The sequence below is a fragment of the Micromonospora sonchi genome (genome assembly GCF_014646235.1).
Lineage (GTDB): Bacteria > Actinomycetota > Actinomycetes > Mycobacteriales > Micromonosporaceae > Micromonospora > Micromonospora sonchi.
This window is the reverse complement of the sequence record NZ_BMNB01000009.1, coordinates 117,733-139,965: the sequence shown is the minus strand read 5'-3', so window position 1 is coordinate 139,965 and position 22,233 is coordinate 117,733. Positions and strand designations below refer to the sequence as shown.

Genomic DNA, 22,233 nt, shown 5'->3' with positions numbered 1-22,233 from the left:
GTCGCTGTGTGCGGTGGCGGCCCGGCGGGCATGGCTACCGCGCAGCAGGATGCCCACAACGGGCCGGTCGGAGATCGCCCGCAGTCGCGCGGCCCAGTCGTCGAGAAACCCGCTTTCTGGTGACCGAGCGTGATCCACCGCGCCATCGTGCCGTACGTCCGATCAGGGCGCAATGACCGGTGACGGACCTGGTGTCCGGTTCGGAGGCCAGTGGCCGTGGTATACGGATATGACCCTCCGTGACGATTTTCCGGAGCCGTCGGCGGGCCCTCCGGGCCGTTGTCGGACCGTCACCGGCCGTCGCCCTGCCGGGCCAGCTCCCCCTTCCGTTCAGCGCAGGATTTCATCTAGTGTCGATCTCAACGGTAGATGAAATCTTGGAGGTGGGCGATGGAAGACGCCATCGCCGTCCGCGGCCTGGTGGTGGACCGGGGCGGCCGGCGGGTGCTGGACGGGATCGACGCCACGGTGCCGCGCGGCTCGGTGACCGGGCTGCTGGGGCCCAGCGGAAGCGGCAAGACGACGCTGATGCGGGCGATCGTCGGGGTCCAGGTGATCACCGCCGGCACGGTCACCGTGCTGGGTGCACCGGCCGGCTCGGCTCAGCTGCGGCACCGGGTGGGCTACCTGACCCAGGCGCCGAGCGTCTACGCCGACCTGACCGTTCGGGAGAACGTGCGCTACTTCGCCGCGCTGCACGGCCGTGGCCGGGCCGAGGCGGACCGGGCGATGACCGACGTCGGGCTGGCGTCGGCTGCCGGGCAGTTGGTCGGCACGCTCTCCGGCGGGCAGCGCAGCCGCGCGTCGCTGGCCTGCGCCCTGGTCGGCGAACCGGAGCTGGTCGTGCTCGACGAGCCCACCGTCGGCCAGGACCCGGTCCTGCGGGCCGACCTCTGGGCCCGGTTCCACGAGCTGGCCGCAGCCGGCACGGCCCTGCTGGTGTCGAGTCACGTGATGGACGAGGCGGCCCGCTGCGACCGGCTGCTGCTCATCCGCGAAGGCCGGCTGATCGCCGACGACACCCCGGCCGCGGTTCGCGCCGCCGCCGGAGTCGACGATCTCGACGAAGCGTTCCTACGGCTGATCAGAGCGGGCGAGGCCGGCGGTCCGGCCGGCTCCGCAGCCGGGGAGGCATGATGAACCCGCGTATTCTCGCCGTCACGGTCGCTCGGATCCTGCGCCAGCTCCGGCACGATCGACGGACGATCGCCCTGCTGGTGGCCGTGCCCACCGTGCTGCTCACCCTGGTCTACTACATGTACGTCGACCAGCCCGCTGTGCCCGGCCAGCCGTCCGCCTTCGACCGGATCGCGCTGGTGATGCTCGGCTTCTTCCCGTTCATCGTCATGTTCCTGGTGACCAGCATCGCCATGCTCCGCGAGCGGACCACCGGCACGCTGGAACGGCTGCTCACCACCCCGCTGGCCAAGACCGACCTGCTCTTCGGCTACGGCATCGCCTTCGGTCTGGCCGGCGCCCTGCAGGCCGCGATCGCCGCGGCCGTGGCGTACTGGGTGTTCGGTCTGCACACCGCGGGCAGCAGCGGCCTGGTGATCATGATCGCGGCGTTGAACGCCGTGCTCGCCGTCGCGCTCGGGCTGCTCTGCAGCGCCTTCGCCCGCACCGAGTTCCAGGCCGTACAGTTCATGCCGGTCGTGGTCGCGCCGCAGCTGCTGCTCTGCGGGCTCTTCGTGCCGCGCGACCAGATGGCCGGCTGGTTGCAGGCGATCAGCGACGCGCTGCCCCTGACGTACGCCGTCGAGGCGCTGCAGGAGGTCGGCGCGCGTGCCGAACCGACCGGGACGATGTGGCGCGACGTGGCCATCGTCGCCGGCGCGACGGTGCTGGCACTGGTCCTCGCCGCGGCCACCCTGCGCCGGCGCAGCGGCTGACCACCGGCCCGGCCCGGGTTGCCGGCGGGGCCGGCGGTCCAGGCCCGGGTTGCCGCGGGGCCTGCCGGGGATGCCGGCCCCGGGGCCCGGACAGCGACGGGCGAGACTGAGGAGGGCGATTGGCACGGCGGACCGGACGGCGACCCGGAAATCCTGGTACCCGGGAGGCGATCCTCGATGCGGCCCGGAGCATCTTCGCGGAGCGGGGCTTCGACGCCGGCACCATCCGGGCCATCGCCGCCTCCGCCGGGGTGGACCCGGCACTGGTGCACCACTACTTCGGCAGCAAGGACCAGCTCTTCCTGGCCGCCATGCAGGCGCCGATCGACCCCCGGGAACTGCTGCCGACGGTGCTCACCGGCGACCCGGAGGGCATCGGTGAGCGGCTGGTGCGAATGTTCCTCGCGGTCTGGGACTCACCGGCCGGCACCGCCGGGGTGGCCCTGCTGCGCTCCGCGTTCAGCAACGAGTGGACCGCCCGGCTGCTGCGCGAGTTCGTGGTCACCCAGGTGCTGCGCCGGGTCCTCGACCGCCTCGACGTCGATCCGGCGGAGCTGCCGCTGCGCGGATCCCTGGTGGCCAGCCAGCTGATCGGCCTGGCGATGATGCGGTACGTCGTCCGCCTGGAGCCGATCGCCACCGCCGCCCCGGAGGCCCTGGTCACCACGATCGCCCCCACGATCCAGCGCTACCTCACCGCTCCGCTGCCCGACCAGCCCGCCGGCCCTCCCGATCAGACGTCGCCGAAGTGTTAAAAGGGGGCCCTTTCACTACGCCAGGCGTTAAGAAGGGGCCCTTCCTTTCACGGTCAGCGGGTTTGTTCGAGCCAGGAGGCGTAGAGGAGGGCGTAGACGGAGTCCGCATCGCGGATCAGCTCGTCGTGCCGGCCGCGCTGCACGATCCGGCCCCGGTCCACCACGATCACCTCGTCGGCGCTCTGCGCGGTGCTGAGCCGGTGCGCGATGGCGAGGGTGGTCCGCCCCCGGGTCACCGCGTCCAGGGTCCGTTGCAGCCGCACCTCGGTGGCGGGATCGACAGCGCTGGTCGCCTCGTCCAGCACCAGCAGGTCCGGGTCGGCCACGTACGCCCGGGCCAACGCGACCAGTTGCCGCTCCCCCACGCTCAGCGCCTCGCCACGTTCCCCCACCCCGGTGGCCAGCCCGTCCGGCAACCCGTCCAGCCAGTCGGCCAGCCCCAACTCGGTGAAGGCGGCGGCGAGTTGTTCGTCGGTCAGCTCCGGACGGGCGAAGCGGACGTTGTCGGCGACGCTGGCGTCGAACAGGAAACCGTCCTGCGGCACCATCACCACCCGGGAACGCAACGAGTCGAAGCGGACCTCGGTCAGCGGCACCCCGGAGAGCAGCACCGCGCCGGCCGCCGGATCCATCAGCCGGGTGAGCAGCTTGGCGAAGGTGGTCTTGCCGCTGCCGGTCTCACCGACCACCGCTACCCGGCTCTTCGCCGGGATCTCCAGGCTGACGTCGTGCAGCACCCTCGGGCCGCCCGGGTAGGCGAAGCTCACATCGGCGAAGCGGATGTCGAGCGGACCGGCCGGCAGCTCGCGCCCCCGCTCACCCGGGTCGGCCACGTCCGGGGCCACGTCCAGCACGTCCAGCACCCGCCGCCAGCCGGCGATGGCGTTCTGCGCCTCGTTCAGCACCTCGGTGGCGATCTGCACCGGCTGGATGAAGAGCGTCACCAGGAACAGGAACGCGGTGACCTCGCCGACGGTCAGCGTCCGGTCGGCGCCGAGGAACACCCCCAGCACCACCACACCGGCCAGCGCCAACCCGGCGGCCAGTTCGCCGACGGAACTGCCCATGATGCTGATCCGGATCGCCTTCTGCTGGGCCCGCTGCTGGCTGTCGATCGCCTTGTCGAGTCGCCGGGCGGTGCGGCCGGCGACGGCGTACGCCCGGATCACCGGCGCGCCGACCACGCTCTCCCCGACCGCCGCCAGCAACGCGCCGGTGCGCTGCCGAACCACCCCGTACGCGGCGGCGAGCCGGCGCTGGAGCAGCCGGATCACGAGCACCGCCGGCCCGAAGGCGGCGTAGACCACCAGCGTCAGCTGCCAGGAGTACGCCAGCATCACCGCGGTGGTGACCACCAACTGCCCGAGGTTGACCAGCAGGATCACCCCGCCCCACTGGAGGAACTGGGTGATCTGGTCGACGTCGCTGGTGACCCGGGAGACCAACGAGCCGCGCCGCTCGGACTGCTGGTGCAGCATGGACAGGTCGTGCACGTGCCGGAAGGCGCGGATCCGCACCCCGGCCAGCGCGGTCTCGCTGACCGTGAACAGCCGGCGCATCATCAGGTAGCCGCAGGCGGTGGTCACCACCAGCACGCCGGCGGTGATCGCCACGACGATGAACAGCGCGTCGAAATCGAGCCCGCCGGCGATGCCACGGTCGATGCCCTGCTGCACCGCCACCGGCACGGCCACCCGGCCGACCATGTAGACCAGCGCCAGGCCGAGCGTGCCAGCCAGCCCGATCCGCAGCTCCGGGGAGAGCGCCAGCCCCCGGCGCAACGTCATCCAGGTCGACCCGGCCCGCTCCGGGCCCGGTTTCGTCTCGTCCGCGACCGCGCTCACGGGGCCCGCCTTTCGTTCGCGACTGCGGGACTCCGCTGCGCTGCGTTCCTCGCGCTCACCGGGCCCGCCTTTCGTTCCCGACTGCGGGACTCCGCTGCGCTGCGTTCCTCGCGCTCACCGGGGCCCGCCTTTCGTTCCCGACTGCGGGACTCCGCTGCGCTGCGTTCCTCGCGCTCACCGGTCCACCTCCAGACCGGAGGTCAACGGCGTGACCTCGTCGTACGTCCGCTGCCGGTCATGGTCGACCTCGGCCTGCTCGTAGGCGGTGACCAGGTCGGTGTAGCCGGGCACTGTGGCCAGCAGGGTGGCATGGGTGCCCCGCGCCACCACCCGGCCCTGCTCCAGGTAGACGACCTCGTCGGCGAGCGCGATGGTGGCCCGGCGGTAGGCCACCACCAGGATCGACGCGCCGGGCCCGCCGGCCTCGGCGGAGCGCAGCCCGGCCAGGATGGCGGCCTCCACCCGGGGGTCGACCGCGCTGGTGGCGTCGTCGAGCACCAGCAGCCGGGGACGCCCGGCCAACGCCCGGGCCAGGGTGAGCCGTTGCCGCTGGCCGCCGGAGAGCGAGGCGCCCCGCTCGCCGACCATGGTGTCCAGTCCGTCGGGCAGGGCGGCGATGAAAGCGTCGGCCTCGGCCAGCCGCAACGCGGCCCACACGGCCTCGTCGTCGACGCCCGGCCGGTCGAGTGAGACGTTGGCCCGGACGGTGTCGTCGAAGATGAACGGCACCTGGGCCACCAGCGCGGCGGTGCCGGCCAGCGAGTCCACGGCCAACTCCCGCACGTCCACGCCGTCGATGCGGACCGCGCCGGAGCGCGGGTCCATCAGCCGGACGGCCAGCGCCGCGACGGTCGACTTGCCGGCCCCGGTCGGCCCGACCAGGGCGACCGTCCGGCCGGCCGGGACGGTGAAGGAGACCTCGCCGAGCACCTGCGCGCCGGGCAGGTGCGCCTCGGCCGGCTCGTAGGCGAAGCCGACGTCGGTGAAGGTGAGGGTGGCCGGCGCGGACGAGGCAGCGTCCAGGCGGCTCTCGCCGTACGGCATCTCGCCGGTGGCGTCGAGCACCCGGCGGAGCCGGTCCCAGCCGGCGACGCTGCGCGGCAGCTCGGCCAGCACCCAGCCGATCGCCCGTACCGGGAAGGCCAGCACGGTGAACAGGAAGGCGACGCTGACCAGTTCGGTCACGTCGATCGCGCCCTGCCGCAGGCGGTACGCGCCGACCACCAGCACCGCGAGGGTGCCGAGGCTGGGCAGGGTCTCCAGCATCGGGTCGAAGATGCCACGCAGCCGGCCGACGGAGATCAGCGCGTCCCGCAACTCGCCGGCGCGGTCGGCGAACCGGCCGGTCTCCTGGGCCTCCCGGCCCATCGTCTTGACCACCAACGCGCCGTCGAAGCTCTCGTGGGCGATGCCGCTGACCTCGGCCCGGAGCCGCTGGGCGCGAGCCTGACGGGGCGCCATCCGGCGGGAGTAGGCCACGTTGAGCGCGAACAACGCCGGGAACACCGCCAGGCCGACCAGGGCGAGCGCCCAGTCGGTGACGAACAGCGCGGCCACGGCGCCGACCAGCATCACCAGCGTGCCGACCGCGAAGGGCAGCGGGGCGATCGGGTGCCAGGCCGCTTCCACGTCGGAGTTCGCGTTGGACAGCAGGGTGCCGGTGGCGTGCCGATGGTGCCAGGACAGCGGCAGCTCCAGATAGCGGCGGGTGACCCGGCGCCGGTAGTCGGCCTGGAGCCGGTACTGCATGTAACCCGCGCCGAGCCGCCGGCCGAAGATGCCGACCACCCGCAGCACGCTGATGCCGAGCAACGCCGCGGCCGCCAGGGCGAGCGCGCCCGTGCCGACCGACCCGCTGGCGACCGCCGGCACGACCACCTCACCGACCACCCGGCCGACCACGAACGCGCTGGCCACCACCATCAGGCCGAAGAGCACGCTGCCGGCCACCGCGACCGCGAAGATCCGCGGCTGCTCCCGGATGGCCCGCCCCAACACGGCCAGCCCGCGACCGAGCACCTCGCGACTAGTCCCGCTCGCCACATTCTCCCCCGCCGTAAGCTGCCATCATCCTCCCTCATCCTTACCGCTACGCGCCGGTCCCGCCGACCCGCAGCGATATGTCCGACGTCACCCCGATCGACCGGACCGGCCGCGACCCGCACCCGCCGCCCTCCGCCGGCATACGATCAGTGCCATGCCGCGGTACGCCCGTTCGGAGCGCGAGGCGCTCGTTGCGCTGATGTCGATGCTGGGCCCGGAGGCTCCGACCCTCAACGAGGGGTGGCGCACCCGTGACCTCGCCGCGCACCTGGCGGTACGCGAACGACGGCCGGACGCCGCGGCGGGCATCGTGCTGGCGCCGCTGCGCGGTTACGCTGAGCGGGTCCGACGCGAGGTGGCGGCAGGCGACTGGGCCCAACTGCTCGACCGGCTGCGGCACCCTCCGTTGTGGAGCCCGGTGAGCAACCCGCTGGTCGACGACCTGACCAACACGCTGGAGTTCTTCATCCATCACGAGGACGTGCGTCGGGCCCGGGCGGAATGGCGGCCCCGGGAGCTGCCCGCGGGGCTGGACCGGGCGCTGTGGCGACGGGCCTCGATGCTGGCCCGGCTGGCGCTGCGCCGCTTCCCGGCCCGCCTGCTCGTGCAGGCGCCCGGCCAGGGCGAGATCGGCGCCGGCCGGGGCGGTGAGTCGCTGCGCATGGTGGGCACTCCGGGTGAGCTGGCGCTGTTCCTGTCCGGTCGGCAACGGGTGGCCGAGGTGCGACTGAGCGGTCAGCCAGAGCTGACGGAGCGGCTCCGCGCCGCCAGGCTGGGCTTCTGACCCTGGCCCGCATCGGGTCGGCAGGAATATCCGAAACGTTATCCACGCGGCCAGCCGGAACGATCGTTGCTCCCGTACGCTGGCCGCGCTGCTCTGCGTGGGGCAGGGCAACAGGGAGCGCGATGCGAAGCTTTGCGATCGCGGCACTGCGGGAGCCCCCTTTCTCCGGCATCCGGCACGACGACACGGAACGCGTCGCGCGGGAGAGTGCGGACTGGGCGCAGAGCATGGGCCTGATCGATGACGGGCAACGGCTGAGCCGGGCGGACGCCGCCGGGCTCGCCGGACGGGCCTGCCCGCAGGCACCGCTGGCCGGGCTGCGGCTGCTGACCGACCTGATCTCCTGGCTGTTCGTCATGGACGACGCCTGTGACGAGGACGGTCTGGGCGACGACCCGACCCGCCTCGCGCCCGCGGTGGCGGACCTGTTGGAGGTGCTCGACGACCAAGGTGGGGGGTCACCGGCGCCGGCCCGCACCGCCGGCCCGCTGGCGCCCGCTCTGGCCGACCTCTGCCACCGGATCCGCGCCCACCGCCAGCCGGCCGTGTTGTTGCGCTTCACGGCCGGCATGCGCGAGTACCTGCTCGCGCTGCTGTGGGAGGCGGCCAACCGGGAGCACGACCGGATTCCGCCGGTGGCCGAGTACGTCCAACTGCGCCGGCACACCGGAGCCGTCTACCCCAGCCTCACCCTCACCGATCTGGCCCTGGACGCCTTTCCGCCGGCCGACCGGCGGGCCGACCCGGGCTGGGCCACGTTGGAGTCGCTCGTCGCCGACCTGGTCTGCTGGTGCAACGACGTCTTCTCCTACGGCAAGGAACACCGGGTCCGGCCCGACGCGCACAACCTGATCACCGTGCTGACCGAAGAGATCGGTGACGAGTCGGTGGCGCTACGGACCGCCGCCGACCGGTTCAACGAACGACTCAGCGCGTACCTGACCATCGAGCGCGACCTGCTGGTCACCCACGGCGACGCGATACGCCCGGCGCTGGCCGCCCGGCGGAACTGGATCCGGGCCACCTACGACTGGTCCCGGGCGGCACAGCGGTACGCCTGAGCCCGCCCGGCTCGCGCGCCGGGACCGGCCGCCCGATGAGCGCCGGGGGTGGCCGATGCCCCCGACGCAGGCAATACTCTTCGGTAACGCACCCTACGTGACGACCGTCACGCCTCCACCCCCGAAGGCGGCTACCCCGATGGCTCTCGACGTACCTTACCGCTCCATCCCTGACATGTTCCTCAAGCGCGTGGCCGCGACCCCCGATCGCCAGGCCTTCGCCCACCCCGGGCCGGACGACTCGCCGGTCTGGCTGACCTGGGCGCAGGTCGCCCAGCGGGCCAAGGCGGTCGCCGCCGGCCTGCACGGCCTGGGCGTCGGTCAGGAGGATCCGGTGGCAATCCTGGCGAACACCCGGCTCGAGTGGGTGCTGGCCGACTTCGGCATCATGTGTGCCAGCGGCGCCACCACCACGGTCTACCCGACCACCGAGCCGCAGGACGCCACCTACATCCTCGCCGACTCCGGCTCGAAGGTGCTGTTCGCGGAGAATCCGGACCAGGCGGCGAAGATCGCCGGGGTGGAGCTGCCCGCGCTGACCCACGTGGTCCTCCTCGACGGTGCTCCCGACCCGTCGGCGGCGGTGCCCCAGCTGACCCTGGCCGAGTTGGAGGAGCAGGGCGCCGGGCGGCTCGCCGAGGACCCGGAGCTGATCGACCGCCTCGTGGCCGGGATCGGCCCGGAGCACCTGGCCACCTTGATCTACACCTCCGGCACCACCGGCCGGCCCAAGGGGGTCGAGCTGCTGCACGGCGGCTGGTGCTGGGAGGGCGTGGCACAGGAGGCGGTGGGGCTGCTGCGCGAGGACGACCTCCAGTACCTCTGGCTGCCGCTGTCCCACTCGTTCGGCAAGACGCTGCTCTGCGGCACCACTCACGTCGGCATGCCCACGTACGTCGACGGCCGGGTGGACAAGCTGGTCGAACTCCTCTCGGTGGTCCGACCGACGCTGATGTGCGGGGCGCCGCGGGTCTTCGAGAAGGTCTACAACAAGGCGGTGACCACCGCGCGGGACGCCGGTGGCGCGAAGGCCAGGATCTTCGCCTGGGCGGTCGCCGTCGGCACCGAGAAGGTCGCCCTGGAGCAGGCCGGCAAGCCGGTGCCGGGCGGATTGAAGCTGAAGTACGCGGTGGCCGAGAAGCTGGTCTTCAGCAAGCTCCAGGCCCGCCTCGGCGGGCGGATGCGGGTGTTGGTGTCCGGCGCCGCCCCGCTCAGCCCCGACATCGCCACCTTCTTCGCCGCGGCGAACCTGCCGATCTCCGAGGGCTACGGGCTGACCGAGTCCAGCGCCGGCAACTTCGTCAACCCGCCGGGGGCGATCCGGATCGGCACCGTCGGCAAGGCCATGGGCGACCTGGAGTGCCGCATCGACACCGACGGGGAGATCCTGATCAAGGGCCGGCCGGTGATGCGCGGCTATCACAACCTGCCCGAGGAGACCAGCGGCGCCTTCACCGAGGACGGCTTCTTCCGCACCGGTGACATCGGCAGCCTTGACGACGACGGCTACCTGCGCATCACCGACCGGAAGAAGGACCTGGTCAAGACCTCTGGCGGCAAGTACGTGGCGCCGTCGCACATCGAGGGCATGTTCAAGGCGACCTGCCCGTACACCTCCCAGGCGGTGGTCATCGGTCAGGCCCGCAACTACTGCACCATGCTGGTCACCCTCGACCCGGACGCCATCGCCGGCTGGGCGGCCGGCACCCCGCTCGAGGGTCGCCCGTACGCCGAGATCGTGGCCTCGCCCGAGGCGCAGGCCATGATCGAGGAGTACGTCGCCGAGCTCAACAGCAAGCTCAACCGCTGGGAGACCATCAAGAAGGTCACCGTCCTGCCGCGTGACCTGACCATCGAGGACGGCGAGATCACCCCCTCGCTGAAGATCAAGCGCCGCGGGGTGGAGAGCAACTTCGCCGCCGAGATCGACAAGATGTACGAGGGCACCCTCGCCGAGGTCTGACCGACGGTGCCCCACGTCGGCCCCCGCGCCCCGTCCGGGCGCGGGGCCGACGCGTCCTCCCGGCCCGCCGGGTGCCGCCGGATCGGTCGGCCGGGCTCTGTCAGGCGATGACGCTGGGCTCACGCCACCGGGTCAGCCCCGCCCGGTCCAGGTCGTAGCGGACCGCGGCGATCCGCCCGACCGCCTCGACCAGGTCGGCGGCGGGGAGGGTGAAGGGCAGCCGCAGGAACCGCTCCAGGGTGCCGTCCAGGCCGAACCGGGGCCCCGGCGCCAGCCGTACGCCGACCTCCTCGGCCGCCCGCGCCAGCGCGCTGGAGATCGGCCCGTCCAACTCGGCCCAGAGCGTCACACCACCGCGCGGCACGGTGACCCGCCACTCGGGCAGCCGGGCGGCCAGCGCGTCGAGCAGCGCGTCGCGTTGTGCGGCAAGCTGCGCCCGTCGGGCCGCCACGATGGCCGGCGCGGCGGCGAGCAGGTGCACGGCGACCAGCTGATCCAGCACCGGACTGGCCATGTCCACACCGACCCGTACCGCGGCCAGCCGCTGCACCTGGGGCGCGGAGGCGCGGATCCACCCGATCCGCAGCCCACCCCAGTACGGCTTGCTCATCCCGCCGATGCTGATCACCCGGCTGTGGCGGTCGAAGCTCGCGGTCGGCGGTGGCAGCTCGGTGCCGTCCAGCGGCAGGTCCACGAACGACTCGTCGATCACGAGGTCGGTGCCGACCGTGTGCGCGATGGTCACCAGCCGCTCACGCAGCTCCGCCGGCATCAGGTGACCGGTCGGGTTCTGGAAGTCGGGAATCAGGTACGCCATCCGCGGACGCACCTGTCGGAGGGAGCCGAGCAGCAGGTCGGCGTCCCAGCCGCTGGGGTCGGCGGCCAGGCCGTGGGTGGTGATCCGGGCCCGCCGGGCGGCCAGCGCGGCGAGGGCGTTGGGGTAGCTCGGCGACTCGACCAGCACGCTGCCACCCGGGGCGAGACCCAGTCGCAGCACCAGGTCCAGGGCGTGCTGGGTGCCGTTGGTGACCATGATCTGGTCCGGCGAGGTGGGTAGGCCACGCGAGGTGTACGCCTGGGCGACCGCCTCCCGCAACTCGATGACGCCGATCGGGTGGTATCCCGCGCCGCCGAGGTGTCGTGGCAGGTCCTCGGCCGCTGCCCGGGCGGCCGGCAACAGCTCGGGCGGCGCGGCCAGGGCCGCCACCCCGAGGTCGAGCATCTCCCGGTCGTCCAGCGGGATCCACAGCCCGTTGGGCGCCACCCGGTGCGTCCCCGGCAGCATCGTCCAACTGCCCGCGCCCCGCCGGCTGGCCAGGTGCCCACTGTCACGCAGCTCGCGGTAGGCGGCGGTGACGGTGGTACGGCTGATCCGCAGCGCCTCGGCCAGCTCACGCTCGGCCGGCAGGCGTACGCCCAGGGGCAGCCGGCCATCGGCGAGCAGACCGCGGACGGCGGCGGCCAGCGCCGCGTAGTCGGGGCTGCGCCGGCGGCCGGGCAGCGCATGCCACTGCCCGAGAAGCCGGGCCAATTGGACTCCCCGCACCTGACTCGTCATGGCCACTCCCCCGATATTGGCTCTATTGATATGCCAATTGGCACCTAGAGTGGCATGCGTGGCATTGCTTGGCAACCTCCGACACCGCCCGGTCCGACGCCTGACACAGCTGTTCTTCGGGCTCGTCGCCTACGGCTTCAGCATGGCGCTGATGATCCGCTCCGAACTCGGCCTGAACCCCTGGGACGTGTTCCACCAGGGGCTGTCCCGGCTGACCGGGCTGAGCATGGGCACGGTGGTCATCGTCGTGGGGTTGCTGGTGCTGCTGGCCTGGCTCCCGCTGCGGCAACGCCCCGGCGTGGGCACCCTGGCCAACGTCGTGGTGATCGGTCTGGCCGTCGACGCGACCCTGGCCCTGATGCCGCCCGTGGAGCCGTTCGCCGCCCGGGCCGTCCTGCTGGTCGCCGGCATCGTGGGCAACGGCGCGGCCACCGCCCTCTACCTCGGCGCCCGGCTCGGTCCCGGACCTCGCGACGGCCTGATGACCGGGTTCGTCGCCCGCCGGCCCGGCCGGTCGCTCCGCCTGGTCCGCACCATCATCGAGGTCGGCGTACTGGCCGTGGGGGCGCTGCTCGGCGGGACGATCGGCGCCGGCACGATCGCCTACGCGCTGGCCATCGGACCGCTGGCGCAGCTGTTCCTGCCGATCTTCGACGTATCCGAGCCGAACCGCGCGGCAGCGGAGCGAATCGCGCCGACACCGGCCGGCTGACCCGACTTCCATCAGCCGCCCGCATTCACCCGGTCACATGGCGTCGCGATAGCCTGGGCGGCACTTTCCTAGAGCCGGGTCAGCGGGCAGAATCTCCGCATGGGGGAGAGAGCGTGGCGTCGTACCGACGCATGGATCTTCGTTTCGTTGGTGATCGCCAGCGGCGCCGGCCGGCACCGTCGGTCCCCGACCACCCGCCGTCCCGAGGGCGTACGTCTGGCCGACGTGCTCTCCACCGCCGACCACCTCGACCGGAGCATCCCCGAACGGCAGGACATCGAGGAGGCGATCCGGCGACTGCTCGGCGCCGGGCTGGTCGACGTCGCCGACGGCTGGTTCCGGATCACTCCCGACGGTGAACGGCTCTGGCGGTCCCGCCCCAGCGCCGGGCTGGCCACCACGGTCGACACCGTGCAGAGCGTGCTCACCCGCCGGTACGCACCGGGCACCGCGGAGTGGCATCTCGACGAGGCCGAGCATGCCGCCGCCGTACAGGAATATGTCGTCCGGTCCATTCCGATGCCCCGGCGCTCGCCCGAGGGTCACTCGGGCCGGGGCTGATCGCCTCCGTCACCGGACCGGGTGACCCGCACCGCGCAGCGCGTCCTTGACCTGGCCGACGGTCAGCTCGCCGAAGTGGAAGACGCTGGCCGCCAGCACGGCGTCGGCGCCCGCGCCGACGGCCGGGGGAAAGTGCGCCACCTCGCCCGCGCCGCCGCTGGCCACCACCGGCACGTCGACCACCCGGCGCACCGCGGCGATCAGTTCCAGGTCGAAGCCGGCCTTCGTGCCGTCGGCGTCCATCGAGTTGAGCAGGATCTCCCCGGCGCCCAGTTCCGCACCGCGCCGTGCCCACCACACCGCGTCGACCCCGGTGCCACGCCGGCCACCGTGGGTGGTCACCTCGAAGCCGCTGGGGGTGACGCCGGCCGGGGCCCGCCGCACGTCCAGCGAGAGCACCAGCACCTGCCGGCCGAAGCGGTCCGCGATCTCCGCGATCAGTTCGGGCCGGGCGATGGCCGCCGTGTTCACCCCGACCTTGTCGGCGCCGGCGCGCAGCAGGGTGTCCACGTCGGCCACGGTGCGGACGCCCCCGCCCACGGTCAGCGGGATGAAGACCGACTCCGCAGTGCGCCGCACCACGTCGAGCATGGTGCCCCGGTCACTGGACGAGGCGGTGACGTCGAGGAAGGTCAGCTCGTCCGCGCCGGCCCGGTCGTACGCCGCCGCCAGCTCCACCGGATCACCGGCATCCCGCAGGTTCAGGAAGTTGACCCCCTTGACCACACGACCCGCGTCCACGTCGAGACAGGGAATCACCCGCACCGCCACCGTCATATCCCCGAGCCTATCTCTCCCGCGAACGGCACCCTGACGCCGCGCACCCGCGCTGCGGCGTTAATAGGGGGCCCTTTCTCTACCGTAGGCGTTAATAAGGGGCCCTTCCTCACACCTCGGCGAGGGTGTGGAGGGCCTGGGCGACGGTGAAGGCGCCGGCGTAGAGGGCCTTGCCGGCGATGACGCCCTCCACCCCGATCGGTTCCAGGGTGGCCAGCGCGCGCAGGTCGTCCAGCGTCGAGACGCCGCCCGAGGCGATCACCGGGGCGTCGGTACGGGCGCACACCTCCCGCAGCAGGTCCAGGTTCGGCCCGCGCATGGTGCCGTCCTTGGTGATGTCGGTGACCACGTACCGGGAGGCCCCGGCCTTGTCCAGCCGTTCCAGCACCTCGTACAGGTCGCCGCCGTCCCGGGTCCACCCTCGGGCCGACAGGGTGCGCCCGCGTACGTCCAGCCCGATGGCGACCCGGTCGCCGTACTCGCCGCAGATCCGGTCGCACCACGCCGGGTCCTCCAGCGCGGCGGTGCCGATGTTCACCCGGGCGGCACCGGTGGCCAGCGCGGCGCGCAGCGAGGCGTCGTCGCGGATGCCGCCGGAGAGTTCCACCCGTACGTCGAGGCGACGCACCACGTCGGCGAGCAGCTCGGCGTTGGAGCCTCGGCCGAACGCGGCGTCCAGGTCGACCAGGTGGATCCACTCCGCGCCGTCGCGCTGCCAGGCCAGGGCGGCCTCCAGCGGGTCGCCGTAGGTGGTCTCACTGCCGGCGGCGCCCTGCACGAGTCGGACGGCCTGGCCGTCGGCGACGTCCACGGCGGGCAACAGGGTGAGGCTCACGGGTCTTGTCCTCTCGATCAGGAACGGCGGTCCAGGGCGATCACCACGATCACCGGTAGTACGAGCAGCAACAGCATGACCAGCATGACGCGCAGCGCCAAGTCGGGCACGAACAGCCAGATCAGGACGACCGCCGCCAGGCTCAGCGCCACGATGCTGGCCCGCTCGCCCCGGGAGTATCTCTGCAGGCGCCCCGTCCGGCCACGGCGTACGGTCGGCACCAGCCGACGGACCAACGCCCGGCGACGGGCCCGTCGGGCCAGCGCGCGTTCCCGCACCGCCCGCCGCCGGGCCGCCTCCGCCTCGCGAACCGCCCGCCGCCGGGCCCGTTCCTTGCTCACCGCGACCTCCGGCCCGACCCGCCCGCCGGCCCGGCCGGCCGCGACCGGCCCGCCAGCTCAGCCACTGGTGGGCACGGTGGCCAGCCAGTTGCCCAGCAACGCGGCACCGGTGTCGGCGGACTTTTCGGGGTGGAACTGGGCGGCCGACAGCGCGCCGCGTTCCACCGCGGCGACGAAGTCGGTCTCGTGATGGGCCGTGGTCACCCGGGCGCCGGTCGCGGCGAGCGCGGCGGTGTCGCAGACGGCGTACGAGTGGACGAAGTAGAACCGGCTGTCGGCCGGCAGCCCGGCGAAGAGGACCGAGCCCACCGGCGGGTGCACGGTGTTCCACCCCATGTGCGGCAGTCGGGCGGCGGCGAGCCGGGTGACGCCGCCCGGCAGCAGGCCCAGGCCCTTGGTGACGACCCCGTGCTCGTCGCCGGATTCGAAGAGGATCTGCATGCCCACGCAGATGCCCAGCACCGGGCGGCCGGCGGCGACCCGCCCGGCGATCACCGGCCCGGCACCGAGCGCCTCGATGCCGGCCATGCACGCGGCGAAGGCACCGACCCCGGGCACCACCAGACCGTCGGCGTCGGCCGCGGCGGCCAGATCGTCGGTGACCAGCACGTCGGCACCGGCGGCGGTCAGCGCCCGCTCCGCCGAACGCAGGTTGCCCGAGCCGTGGTCGAGCACCACGACGCGGCGGCGCTCACCCCCGAGGCCCGTCACGACCCATCCCCGGGCAGCAGCCACAGCACCCCGGCGGCGGTGGCCAGCACGGCGAGCAGCCCGGTCACCACCACCGCGCCCCGCGGCGCCCCCTGGCGGTGCAGGGACAGCGCCCCGCCCACCAGGACCCCGGCGAAGATCAGCAACAGCGTCGGCAGCACCGCCCTCATCGGCGCCGCCCCCACCCCGGTCCGGTAGCCACGCCGCGCACCGGCGTGCCCGGCCTGGTCACAGAGCGCCCTTGGTGCTGGGGATCGTGCCGGCCGCCCGCGGATCCACGGCGGTGGCCTCCCGCAGCGCCCGGGATACCGCCTTGAACTGCGCCTCCACCACGTGGTGCGCGTCCGGGTGGCCGCCCGGACGGGCCGCCCGCAGCACGTCCACGTGCAGGGTGATCCGGGCCGCCTGGCCGAAGGACTCCCAGATGTGCCGGGTCATGCTGGTCGGGTAGACCGGCCCGATGTACGGGGCCAGGGGTGGCTCGTCGTGCACGACGTACGGCCGGCCGGACAGGTCCACGGCGGCGCGGACCAGTACCTCGTCCATCGGGACGGTGGCCGAGCCGTACCGCCGGATGCCGGCCTTGTCCCCCAGCGCCTGGTCGAACGCGGCGCCGAGGGCCAACGCGGTGTCCTCCATGGTGTGGTGGGCGTCGATCTCCAGGTCACCCACCGTCTGCACGGTCAGGTCGAAACCGCCGTGCCGGGCGATCTGGTGCAACATGTGGTCGTAGAAGCCGACCCCGGTGCTGATCTCGGCCGCTCCGGTGCCGTCGAGGCCGATCTCGACCAGGACCTTGGTCTCCTTGGTGATCCGCTCCACCCGGGCGGTCCGGCTCATGGCGTGCCTTTCGGTGACTGCGGGGCGGACGTGCCCTCGCGCTGAATCTTGTCCATGGCTGCTAGGAAGGCGTCGGTCTCGGCCGGGGTGCCGGCGGTGACCCGCAGCCAGCCGGGCAGGCCGACGTCGCGGACCAGTACCCCCTGGTCGAGCAGCGCCCGCCAGGCCACCGACTGGTCGCCGCCGACCTCGTACAGCACGAAGTTGGCGTCGCTGTCGGCGACCCGCAGGTTACGGCGGCGCAGCTCGGTGACGATCCGGTCGCGCTGTTGCGAGATCGCGGCAACCGTACCGAGCAGGGCTTCGCGGTGCGCCAGCGCGGCCCGGGCGGCGGCCTGGGTGAGCGCCGAGAGGTGGTACGGCAGGCGTACCAACTGCACCGCCGCCACCACGGCCGGGTCGGCCGCCAGGTAACCCAGCCGCCCGCCGGCGAACCCGAAGGCCTTGCTCATCGTGCGGGTCACCACCAGCCGCGGGTGGTCGGGGAGCACCGCCAGGGCGCTCACCGTGCCCGGCCGGGCGAACTCGGCGTACGCCTCGTCGACCACCACCATCCCGGGCGCGACGTCGAGCACGGCGGCGATCACGGCCGGGTCGAGCGCGGTCCCGGTGGGGTTGTTCGGCGAGCAGAGGAAGACCACGTCCGGGTGGTGCTCGCGGACCTGGGCCACCGCCTCGTCGGCGGTCAGCCCGAAGTCGACGCCCCGGCGGGCCGGCACCCAGCGGGTGCCGGTGCCCAGCGCCAGCAGCGGATGCATGGAGTACGCCGGGGTGAAGCCGAGCGCGCTGCGCCCGGGACCGCCGAACGCCTGGAGCAGCTGCTGCTGGATCTCGTTGGAGCCGTTGGCCGCCCACACCCCTTCGGCGTCGATCCCGTGGCCAAGGTAGGCGGCCAGGTCGGCGCGGAGCGCCAGCGCGTCCCGGTCCGGGTAGCGGTTGAGGTCGCGCAGCTCGGCCGCGACGGCCTTGCCGATCGCCTCGACCACCGGCTCCGGCATCGGGTAGGAGTTCTCGTTGGTGTTCAGCCGCACCGGCACGTCCAGCTGCGGGGCGCCGTACGGCGACAGCCCGCGCAGGTCGTCCCGGATCGGCAGGTCGGAGAGGCCCGTCATGCCGGCTTCCCCGGGAACCGGGCGGTGACCGCCTGGCCGTGCGCCGGCAGGTCCTCCGCGTCCGCCAGGGTGACCACGTGCGGCGCGACCTCCCGCAGCGCCTCCGACGTGTACTCGACCAGGTGGATGCCGCGCAGGAAGGACTGCACGGACAGCCCGGAGGAGTGCCGCGCGCAGCCGCCGGTGGGCAGCACGTGGTTGGAGCCGGCGCAGTAGTCCCCCAGCGAGACCGGGGAGTACGCGCCCACGAAGATCGCGCCGGCATTGCGTACCCGCATGGCCCACTCCCGGGCGTCCACGGTCTGGATCTCCAGGTGCTCCGCCGCGTACGCGTCGACCACCCGCAGCCCGGCCGCCAGGTCGTCGACCAGCACGACCCCGCTCTGCTCGCCGCGCAGGGCGGTGCCGACCCGGTCGGTGTGCTTGGTGGCCGGCACCTGCCGGGCCAGTTCGCGGTCCACCGCGTCGGCGAGCGCCACCGACGGGGTGACCAGCACGCTGGCCGCGAGCGGATCGTGCTCGGCCTGGCTGATCAGGTCGGCGGCGACGTGCGTCGGGTCGGCGGTGTCGTCGGCGAGGATGGCGATCTCGGTCGGGCCGGCCTCGGCGTCGATGCCCACCACACCGCGCAGCAGCCGTTTGGCGGCGGTCACCCAGATGTTGCCCGGCCCGGTGATCATGTCGACCGGATCGCAGTGGGCGCTGCCGGCGGCGTCAATCGCGCAGCCGTACGCCAGCATGGCCACGGCCTGGGCACCCCCGACGGCGTACACCTCGTCGACGCCGAGCAGCGCGCAGGCGGCCAGCACCCGCGCGTCGGGCAGGCCGCCGTTGTCCTGCTGCGGCGGGCTGGCCACCACCAGCGACCGGACGCCGGCCGCCTGGGCCGGCACCACGTTCATCACCACGGTCGACGGGTACATGGCCAGGCCACCGGGCACGTAGAGGCCGACCCGGTCGACCGGGACCCAACGCTCGGTGACCGTGCCACCCGGCACGACCTGGGTGGTGTGGTCGGTACGTCGCTGGTCGGCGTGCACCTTGCGGGCCCGGGAGATCGACTCCAGCAGCGCGGCGCGGACCTGCGGATCCAACGTGCCCTCGGCCTCGGCGATCGCCTCGGTGGGCACGCGCAGCGTCTCCGGCGCCACTCCGTCGAACCGCTCGCTGGCCTCGCGGACCGCCGGGTAGCCATGCTCGCGCACCGCCGTCACGACGGGACGGATCTGCTCGACGGCCGCCGAGACGTCGAGCCGGGCGCGGGGCAGCAGGTGGCGCGGGTCGGGCGCGCCACCGCGCAGGTCGATGCGGTTCAACACCCCTGCGAGTCTAGGCTGCTCCGCGCCGGGCCGGCCCGCGCCGCCCGCAGGCCGGGACGGTGAGGCGGGACACGCCGGGCACCAGCCGGTACGGCTACCCTCGATCACGTGACCGCACGGCTGCCGGTGTTCCCGCTCGCCACAGTGCTCTTCCCCGGGCTGGTGCTGCCGCTGCACATCTTCGAGGAGCGCTACCGCGCCCTGGTCCGGCACCTGGTCGAGCTGCCCGAGGGCACGCCGCGCGAGTTCGGGGTGGTGGCGATCCGCAGCGGCTGGGAGGTGGCGCCCGCCCCCGGCCGGACCGTCCCCGGCACCGGGGAGGTGACGCTGCACGAGGTGGGCTGCACCGCGCAGCTGCGGCAGGTCACCGAGCTGGCCGACGGTGGTTTCGACATCGTCACCGTGGGGCGGCGGCGGTTCCGGGTGTTGGAGGTGGACCACCACGCCGCGCCGTACCTGACCGCCGAGGTGCGGTGGCTGCCCGAGCCGGAGGGCCCGGACGAGACGGCCAGCCAGCTGGCGGCGCGGGTGATCGCCGTCTTCCGGCACTATCTCGGCCTGATCCGGGACGAGTCCGGCCAGTTGACCGAGCAGTTGCCGGAGGACGCCACCGTGCTCTCCCACCTGGTGGCCGCGACGGCGGCGCTGACCGTGGCGGACCGGCAGCGGCTGCTCGAGATCGACGACACCGCGGCCCGGCTGCGCGCCGAGCTGCACCTGCTCAACCGCGAGGCGGCTCTGCTGCGTCAGGTGCGGGCGGTTCCGGTGCCGCTGGCGGAGCTGGCCACGGCGCCGCCGACCCCGAACTGACCGGGCCCGGCCAGAGCGGGCCGAGCTGCGGATCCGGCTCCGGCTCCGGCCGCAACGACGGCCACCGCGACCAGCCCGCCAGCAGGGTGTACGCCACCGCGGCGCCGAACGCCGGCAGCAGCACGTTGCCGTACGGCACCGGGAGCACCCCGAACACCAGCTCGATCCCGCCGGCACGCAGGTCGGCCGGCTTGGTGAAGGCCGTCCCGTCCGGGGCGGTCTCCAGCAGCCGGTGGTAGGTGCCCAGCTCGACCCGGCGCCCAACCTGCCAGGCCACCAGCGCGGCGGCAAGTCCACCGGCCACCACCGTGACCAGCCCGACCGGTCCCCGCCGGCGGCGCAGCACGAACCACACCGCGAGGGCGGCGAGCACCCCGAAGCCCAGCCCGAGCAGGCTGAACCAACCGTCGGCCGCGACCGGCTGTTCCGGCTGCGGCTGGCCGTACACCGCGCCCTCGGCGGTCTTGATGACCGGGGTGGCCGGGGCGAGCACCGCCCAGAGCAGCCCCAGCGGGGCGCCCAGCAGGCCAAGGATCAGCAGCGTCGCCGCCACTGTCCAGACGGACCGGTCCGCTGCGGCGGGCGGTGACGGGTCGGCCGGCGGTGCCGGCACGGGCGGTTCGGCGGCGGAGGTGTCCGGGCTCACCGGATGATCCTCCCAGGTGCCGGCGCTCGCCGTGCGCGGTGTCGTCACCTCAGCGGGCGAAGGGTTCCAGCATCGCCGACGCCGCCCGTAGCCACGCCTGCCGGGTCTCGGCCTGAAGCTGGTGGTATTCGATCGAGGACCCGGTCTCCAGGGCGGGGTCGTACGGCACCACGGTCACCGCGCGGGTGCGGGTGGCGAAGTGCCGCTCCAGGTCTGCCTGGATCGGCAGCCGGCCCGGCGTCGGGCAGGAGATCAGGGTGACCGCGTTGTCGGCCAGCTCACCCATCCCCTCCTCGTGCAGCAGGTCGAGCATCCAGTCCGCGCTGAACGCGGCGTCCTCGCGCGGCACGGTGGTGACCACCAGTTGGTCGGCGGCCTGCATGACGGTGCGCCAGTTCGGGCTCTCCACGTTGTTGCCGGTGTCCACACAGATCACGTCGTGGGTGCGCCGGAGCAGTTCCAGCACCCGCTTGACGGTGAACTGGTCCAGCCGCTGGGCGAATCGGGGGCTCTCCTCACCGGCCAGCACGTCGTACGAGCCGTCGGAGGCGTGCCGCAGGTAGTCGTCGAGGATCTCCAGCAGCTCCGCGCCCTCCCGGATCTCGATCTGGACGAGATCGGCGACCAGGTGCCGGATCGTGCGGGCGTGCCGGGCGCTGCCGGCGCGCAACCCGAGGGTGCCGCGCAACTCGTTGTCGTCCCAGGCCAGCACCCCACGGCCGCGTACGCTGCCGACGGTGGCCGCGGCCAGCACGGTGGCCGTGGTCTTGTGCACGCCGCCCTTGGGGTTGGCGAAGGCGATCACTCGCGGGGTCCCCAGCTCCCGGCGGAGCACGGCGGCGGCCCGTTCGAGTTCGTTCTCGGCGCTCTGCGCGCGCCATTCGATCCGCCCCGGTCGGCCCGCCATGGCCGATGGCACCGGCGCGGGTGCCGGGGGCGGTGGCGGAGGCGGTGGCGGAGCGGATGGCTGGTAGCCGCCGTTGTCGAGCAGTGCGTACCGGGACTCCACCGGCGGCGCCGCGTGCCGGTATCCGTTCTCCAGCAGGGTGTACCGGGACTCCATCGACTCCGGCCGGCGCTGCTCGGGCACGACCGGATAGGCAGGTTCCGGCGAGTAGGCCGGCTCCGGCGAGTAGGCCGGCTCCGGCGGGTAGGTCTGACCCGCCGGGTAGGTCTGCCCGGCCGAGTAGGTCGGCTCCGCCGGATAGGCCGGCTCAGCCGAGTAGGCCGGCTCAGCCGGATAGGCCGGCTCAGCCGAGTAGGCCGGCTCAGCCGGATAGGCCGGCTCAGCCGGATAGGCCGGCTCAGCCGGATAGGTCGGTTCCGCCGGGTAGGCCTGGCCCGTCGGGTAGGCCGGCTGCCCGCCGTACGTCTGGGCCGGGCGGACGGGCTCGACCCGGTAGCTCGGCTCGGCTCGGTAGCCGGGCTCCGTGCCGTACGGCCGGTCGGCGGACGGGCCCACCGGCGCGACCCGCCCCGAGTAGCCGGAGCCCGTCGCGCGTCGGGGCAGCGGCTCGGGCGGCGGCGGTGGCGGCTCCTCGTCGACGCGCCGCTCGGCCCCGGCCTGCTCCACGCCGCGACCGCCGAAACGGGCTCGGTCGAGCAGCGCCCGCCACCGCGGTGCCGGTTCGGCGGGTCGTCCCCAACCGGTCTCGCTGCCCTCCACGGC

At 73.3% G+C, this 22,233-nt stretch carries 22 protein-coding genes; 9 read left to right on the top strand and 13 right to left on the bottom strand.

Going from position 1 to position 22,233, the window contains the following annotated elements; translation table 11 throughout:
* Positions 1–390: 390 nt before the first annotated feature.
* The 3 genes from IEY61_RS12060 to IEY61_RS12050 all read left to right on the top strand — a co-directional run bounded on the left by IEY61_RS12060 (position 391) and on the right by IEY61_RS12050 (position 2,647).
* Positions 391–1,137, top strand: coding sequence for an ABC transporter ATP-binding protein (locus IEY61_RS12060; protein ID WP_189043562.1), 747 nt, complete (start codon positions 391–393; stop codon positions 1,135–1,137).
* Positions 1,137–1,892, top strand: a complete 756-nt coding sequence (locus tag IEY61_RS12055; RefSeq protein ID WP_189043560.1) for an ABC transporter permease — start codon at positions 1,137–1,139, stop codon at positions 1,890–1,892. The genes IEY61_RS12060 and IEY61_RS12055 overlap by 1 nt, the downstream gene beginning before the upstream one ends.
* Positions 1,893–2,011: 119 nt before the next feature.
* Positions 2,012–2,647 (top strand): TetR/AcrR family transcriptional regulator, encoded by a 636-nt coding sequence (locus IEY61_RS12050; RefSeq protein WP_189043558.1) that lies wholly within the window; start codon positions 2,012–2,014, stop codon positions 2,645–2,647.
* Between the two features lie 53 nt (positions 2,648–2,700).
* On the opposite strand, the gene IEY61_RS12045 is transcribed toward IEY61_RS12050, so the two are convergent.
* Both IEY61_RS12045 and IEY61_RS12040 read right to left on the bottom strand, forming a co-directional pair.
* Positions 2,701–4,434, bottom strand: coding sequence for an ABC transporter ATP-binding protein (locus IEY61_RS12045; RefSeq protein WP_189043710.1), 1,734 nt, complete (start codon positions 4,432–4,434; stop codon positions 2,701–2,703).
* Positions 4,435–4,665: 231 nt separating this feature from the next.
* Complete coding sequence (locus IEY61_RS12040; protein WP_189043556.1) at positions 4,666–6,534, bottom strand: ABC transporter ATP-binding protein; 1,869 nt, start codon at positions 6,532–6,534, stop codon at positions 4,666–4,668.
* A 154-nt stretch (positions 6,535–6,688) separates the two neighbouring features.
* On the opposite strand from IEY61_RS12040, the gene IEY61_RS12035 reads away from it, so the two are divergent.
* The 3 genes from IEY61_RS12035 (at position 6,689) to IEY61_RS12025 (ending at position 10,342) form a co-directional block, all read left to right on the top strand.
* On the top strand, positions 6,689–7,318 hold the full coding sequence (locus IEY61_RS12035; RefSeq protein ID WP_189043554.1) for a TIGR03085 family metal-binding protein: 630 nt from the start codon (positions 6,689–6,691) through the stop codon (positions 7,316–7,318).
* Positions 7,319–7,440: 122 nt separating this feature from the next.
* On the top strand, positions 7,441–8,379 hold the full coding sequence (locus IEY61_RS12030) for a terpene synthase family protein (RefSeq protein ID WP_189043552.1): 939 nt from the start codon (positions 7,441–7,443) through the stop codon (positions 8,377–8,379).
* Between the two features lie 139 nt (positions 8,380–8,518).
* Positions 8,519–10,342, top strand: a complete 1,824-nt coding sequence (locus IEY61_RS12025; protein WP_189043550.1) for an AMP-dependent synthetase/ligase — start codon at positions 8,519–8,521, stop codon at positions 10,340–10,342.
* 100 nt (positions 10,343–10,442) lie between these two features.
* On the opposite strand, the gene yczR is transcribed toward IEY61_RS12025, so the two are convergent.
* Entirely contained in the window at positions 10,443–11,900 is a 1,458-nt protein-coding gene (gene yczR, locus IEY61_RS12020) for a MocR-like transcription factor YczR (RefSeq protein ID WP_189043547.1), read from the bottom strand.
* Between the two features lie 58 nt (positions 11,901–11,958).
* On the opposite strand from yczR, the gene yczE reads away from it, so the two are divergent.
* Complete coding sequence (gene yczE / locus IEY61_RS12015) at positions 11,959–12,612, top strand: membrane protein YczE (RefSeq protein WP_189043545.1); 654 nt, start codon at positions 11,959–11,961, stop codon at positions 12,610–12,612.
* Between the two features lie 99 nt (positions 12,613–12,711).
* Positions 12,712–13,173, top strand: coding sequence for a hypothetical protein (locus IEY61_RS12010; RefSeq protein WP_189043543.1), 462 nt, complete (start codon positions 12,712–12,714; stop codon positions 13,171–13,173).
* 9 nt (positions 13,174–13,182) lie between these two features.
* On the opposite strand, the gene hisF is transcribed toward IEY61_RS12010, so the two are convergent.
* The 8 genes from hisF to hisD all read right to left on the bottom strand — a co-directional run bounded on the left by hisF (position 13,183) and on the right by hisD (position 19,108).
* Positions 13,183–13,950: an imidazole glycerol phosphate synthase subunit HisF gene (hisF, locus tag IEY61_RS12005; RefSeq protein ID WP_189043541.1), complete on the bottom strand. Its 768-nt coding sequence runs from the start codon at positions 13,948–13,950 to the stop codon at positions 13,183–13,185.
* Between the two features lie 109 nt (positions 13,951–14,059).
* Positions 14,060–14,785: a bifunctional 1-(5-phosphoribosyl)-5-((5-phosphoribosylamino)methylideneamino)imidazole-4-carboxamide isomerase/phosphoribosylanthranilate isomerase PriA gene (gene priA / locus IEY61_RS12000; protein ID WP_189043539.1), complete on the bottom strand. Its 726-nt coding sequence runs from the start codon at positions 14,783–14,785 to the stop codon at positions 14,060–14,062.
* Positions 14,786–14,802: 17 nt separating this feature from the next.
* Positions 14,803–15,126: a hypothetical protein gene (locus IEY61_RS11995; RefSeq protein WP_189043537.1), complete on the bottom strand. Its 324-nt coding sequence runs from the start codon at positions 15,124–15,126 to the stop codon at positions 14,803–14,805.
* 57 nt (positions 15,127–15,183) lie between these two features.
* Complete coding sequence (hisH, locus tag IEY61_RS11990) at positions 15,184–15,837, bottom strand: imidazole glycerol phosphate synthase subunit HisH (protein ID WP_189043535.1); 654 nt, start codon at positions 15,835–15,837, stop codon at positions 15,184–15,186.
* Complete coding sequence (locus IEY61_RS11985; RefSeq protein WP_189043533.1) at positions 15,834–16,007, bottom strand: CG2302 family histidine operon protein; 174 nt, start codon at positions 16,005–16,007, stop codon at positions 15,834–15,836. Before IEY61_RS11985 ends, hisH begins: the two co-directional genes overlap by 4 nt.
* A gap of 58 nt (positions 16,008–16,065) precedes the next feature.
* Positions 16,066–16,677, bottom strand: a complete 612-nt coding sequence (gene hisB, locus IEY61_RS11980) for an imidazoleglycerol-phosphate dehydratase HisB (RefSeq protein WP_189043531.1) — start codon at positions 16,675–16,677, stop codon at positions 16,066–16,068.
* Entirely contained in the window at positions 16,674–17,789 is a 1,116-nt protein-coding gene (locus tag IEY61_RS11975) for a histidinol-phosphate transaminase (protein WP_189043529.1), read from the bottom strand. The genes hisB and IEY61_RS11975 overlap by 4 nt, the downstream gene beginning before the upstream one ends.
* Positions 17,786–19,108, bottom strand: coding sequence for a histidinol dehydrogenase (gene hisD / locus IEY61_RS11970; protein WP_189043526.1), 1,323 nt, complete (start codon positions 19,106–19,108; stop codon positions 17,786–17,788). The genes IEY61_RS11975 and hisD overlap by 4 nt, the downstream gene beginning before the upstream one ends.
* A gap of 108 nt (positions 19,109–19,216) precedes the next feature.
* On the opposite strand from hisD, the gene IEY61_RS11965 reads away from it, so the two are divergent.
* A complete protein-coding gene (locus IEY61_RS11965; RefSeq protein WP_189043524.1) occupies positions 19,217–19,918 on the top strand; it encodes an LON peptidase substrate-binding domain-containing protein in 702 nt (233 codons plus the stop codon).
* Here IEY61_RS11965 and IEY61_RS11960 read toward each other — a convergent pair.
* Positions 19,830–20,564 (bottom strand): DUF2567 domain-containing protein, encoded by a 735-nt coding sequence (locus tag IEY61_RS11960; protein WP_189043522.1) that lies wholly within the window; start codon positions 20,562–20,564, stop codon positions 19,830–19,832. The genes IEY61_RS11965 and IEY61_RS11960 overlap by 89 nt on opposite strands.
* A 49-nt stretch (positions 20,565–20,613) precedes the next feature.
* Complete coding sequence (locus IEY61_RS11955) at positions 20,614–22,230, bottom strand: AAA family ATPase (protein WP_189043521.1); 1,617 nt, start codon at positions 22,228–22,230, stop codon at positions 20,614–20,616.
* Between the last annotated feature and the right edge of the window lie 3 nt (positions 22,231–22,233).

What these genes read in the sequence shown, in the direction of transcription:
- IEY61_RS12025 (WP_189043550.1), top strand. Translation starts at nt 8,519, where the DNA reads ATGGCTCTCGACGTACCTTACCGCTCCATCCCTGACATGTTCCTCAAG.
- IEY61_RS12055 (WP_189043560.1), top strand. Translation starts at nt 1,137, where the DNA reads ATGAACCCGCGTATTCTCGCCGTCACGGTCGCTCGGATCCTGCGCCAG.
- hisF (WP_189043541.1), bottom strand. Translation starts at nt 13,950, where the DNA reads ATGACGGTGGCGGTGCGGGTGATTCCCTGTCTCGACGTGGACGCGGGT.
- IEY61_RS12060 (WP_189043562.1), top strand. Translation starts at nt 391, where the DNA reads ATGGAAGACGCCATCGCCGTCCGCGGCCTGGTGGTGGACCGGGGCGGC.
- IEY61_RS11975 (WP_189043529.1), bottom strand. Translation starts at nt 17,789, where the DNA reads ATGACGGGCCTCTCCGACCTGCCGATCCGGGACGACCTGCGCGGGCTG.
- yczR (WP_189043547.1), bottom strand. Translation starts at nt 11,900, where the DNA reads ATGACGAGTCAGGTGCGGGGAGTCCAATTGGCCCGGCTTCTCGGGCAG.
- hisB (WP_189043531.1), bottom strand. Translation starts at nt 16,677, where the DNA reads ATGAGCCGGACCGCCCGGGTGGAGCGGATCACCAAGGAGACCAAGGTC.
- IEY61_RS12045 (WP_189043710.1), bottom strand. Translation starts at nt 4,434, where the DNA reads ATGACGTTGCGCCGGGGGCTGGCGCTCTCCCCGGAGCTGCGGATCGGG.
- IEY61_RS11985 (WP_189043533.1), bottom strand. Translation starts at nt 16,007, where the DNA reads ATGAGGGCGGTGCTGCCGACGCTGTTGCTGATCTTCGCCGGGGTCCTG.
- IEY61_RS12030 (WP_189043552.1), top strand. Translation starts at nt 7,441, where the DNA reads ATGCGAAGCTTTGCGATCGCGGCACTGCGGGAGCCCCCTTTCTCCGGC.
- IEY61_RS12035 (WP_189043554.1), top strand. Translation starts at nt 6,689, where the DNA reads ATGCCGCGGTACGCCCGTTCGGAGCGCGAGGCGCTCGTTGCGCTGATG.
- IEY61_RS12010 (WP_189043543.1), top strand. Translation starts at nt 12,712, where the DNA reads ATGGGGGAGAGAGCGTGGCGTCGTACCGACGCATGGATCTTCGTTTCG.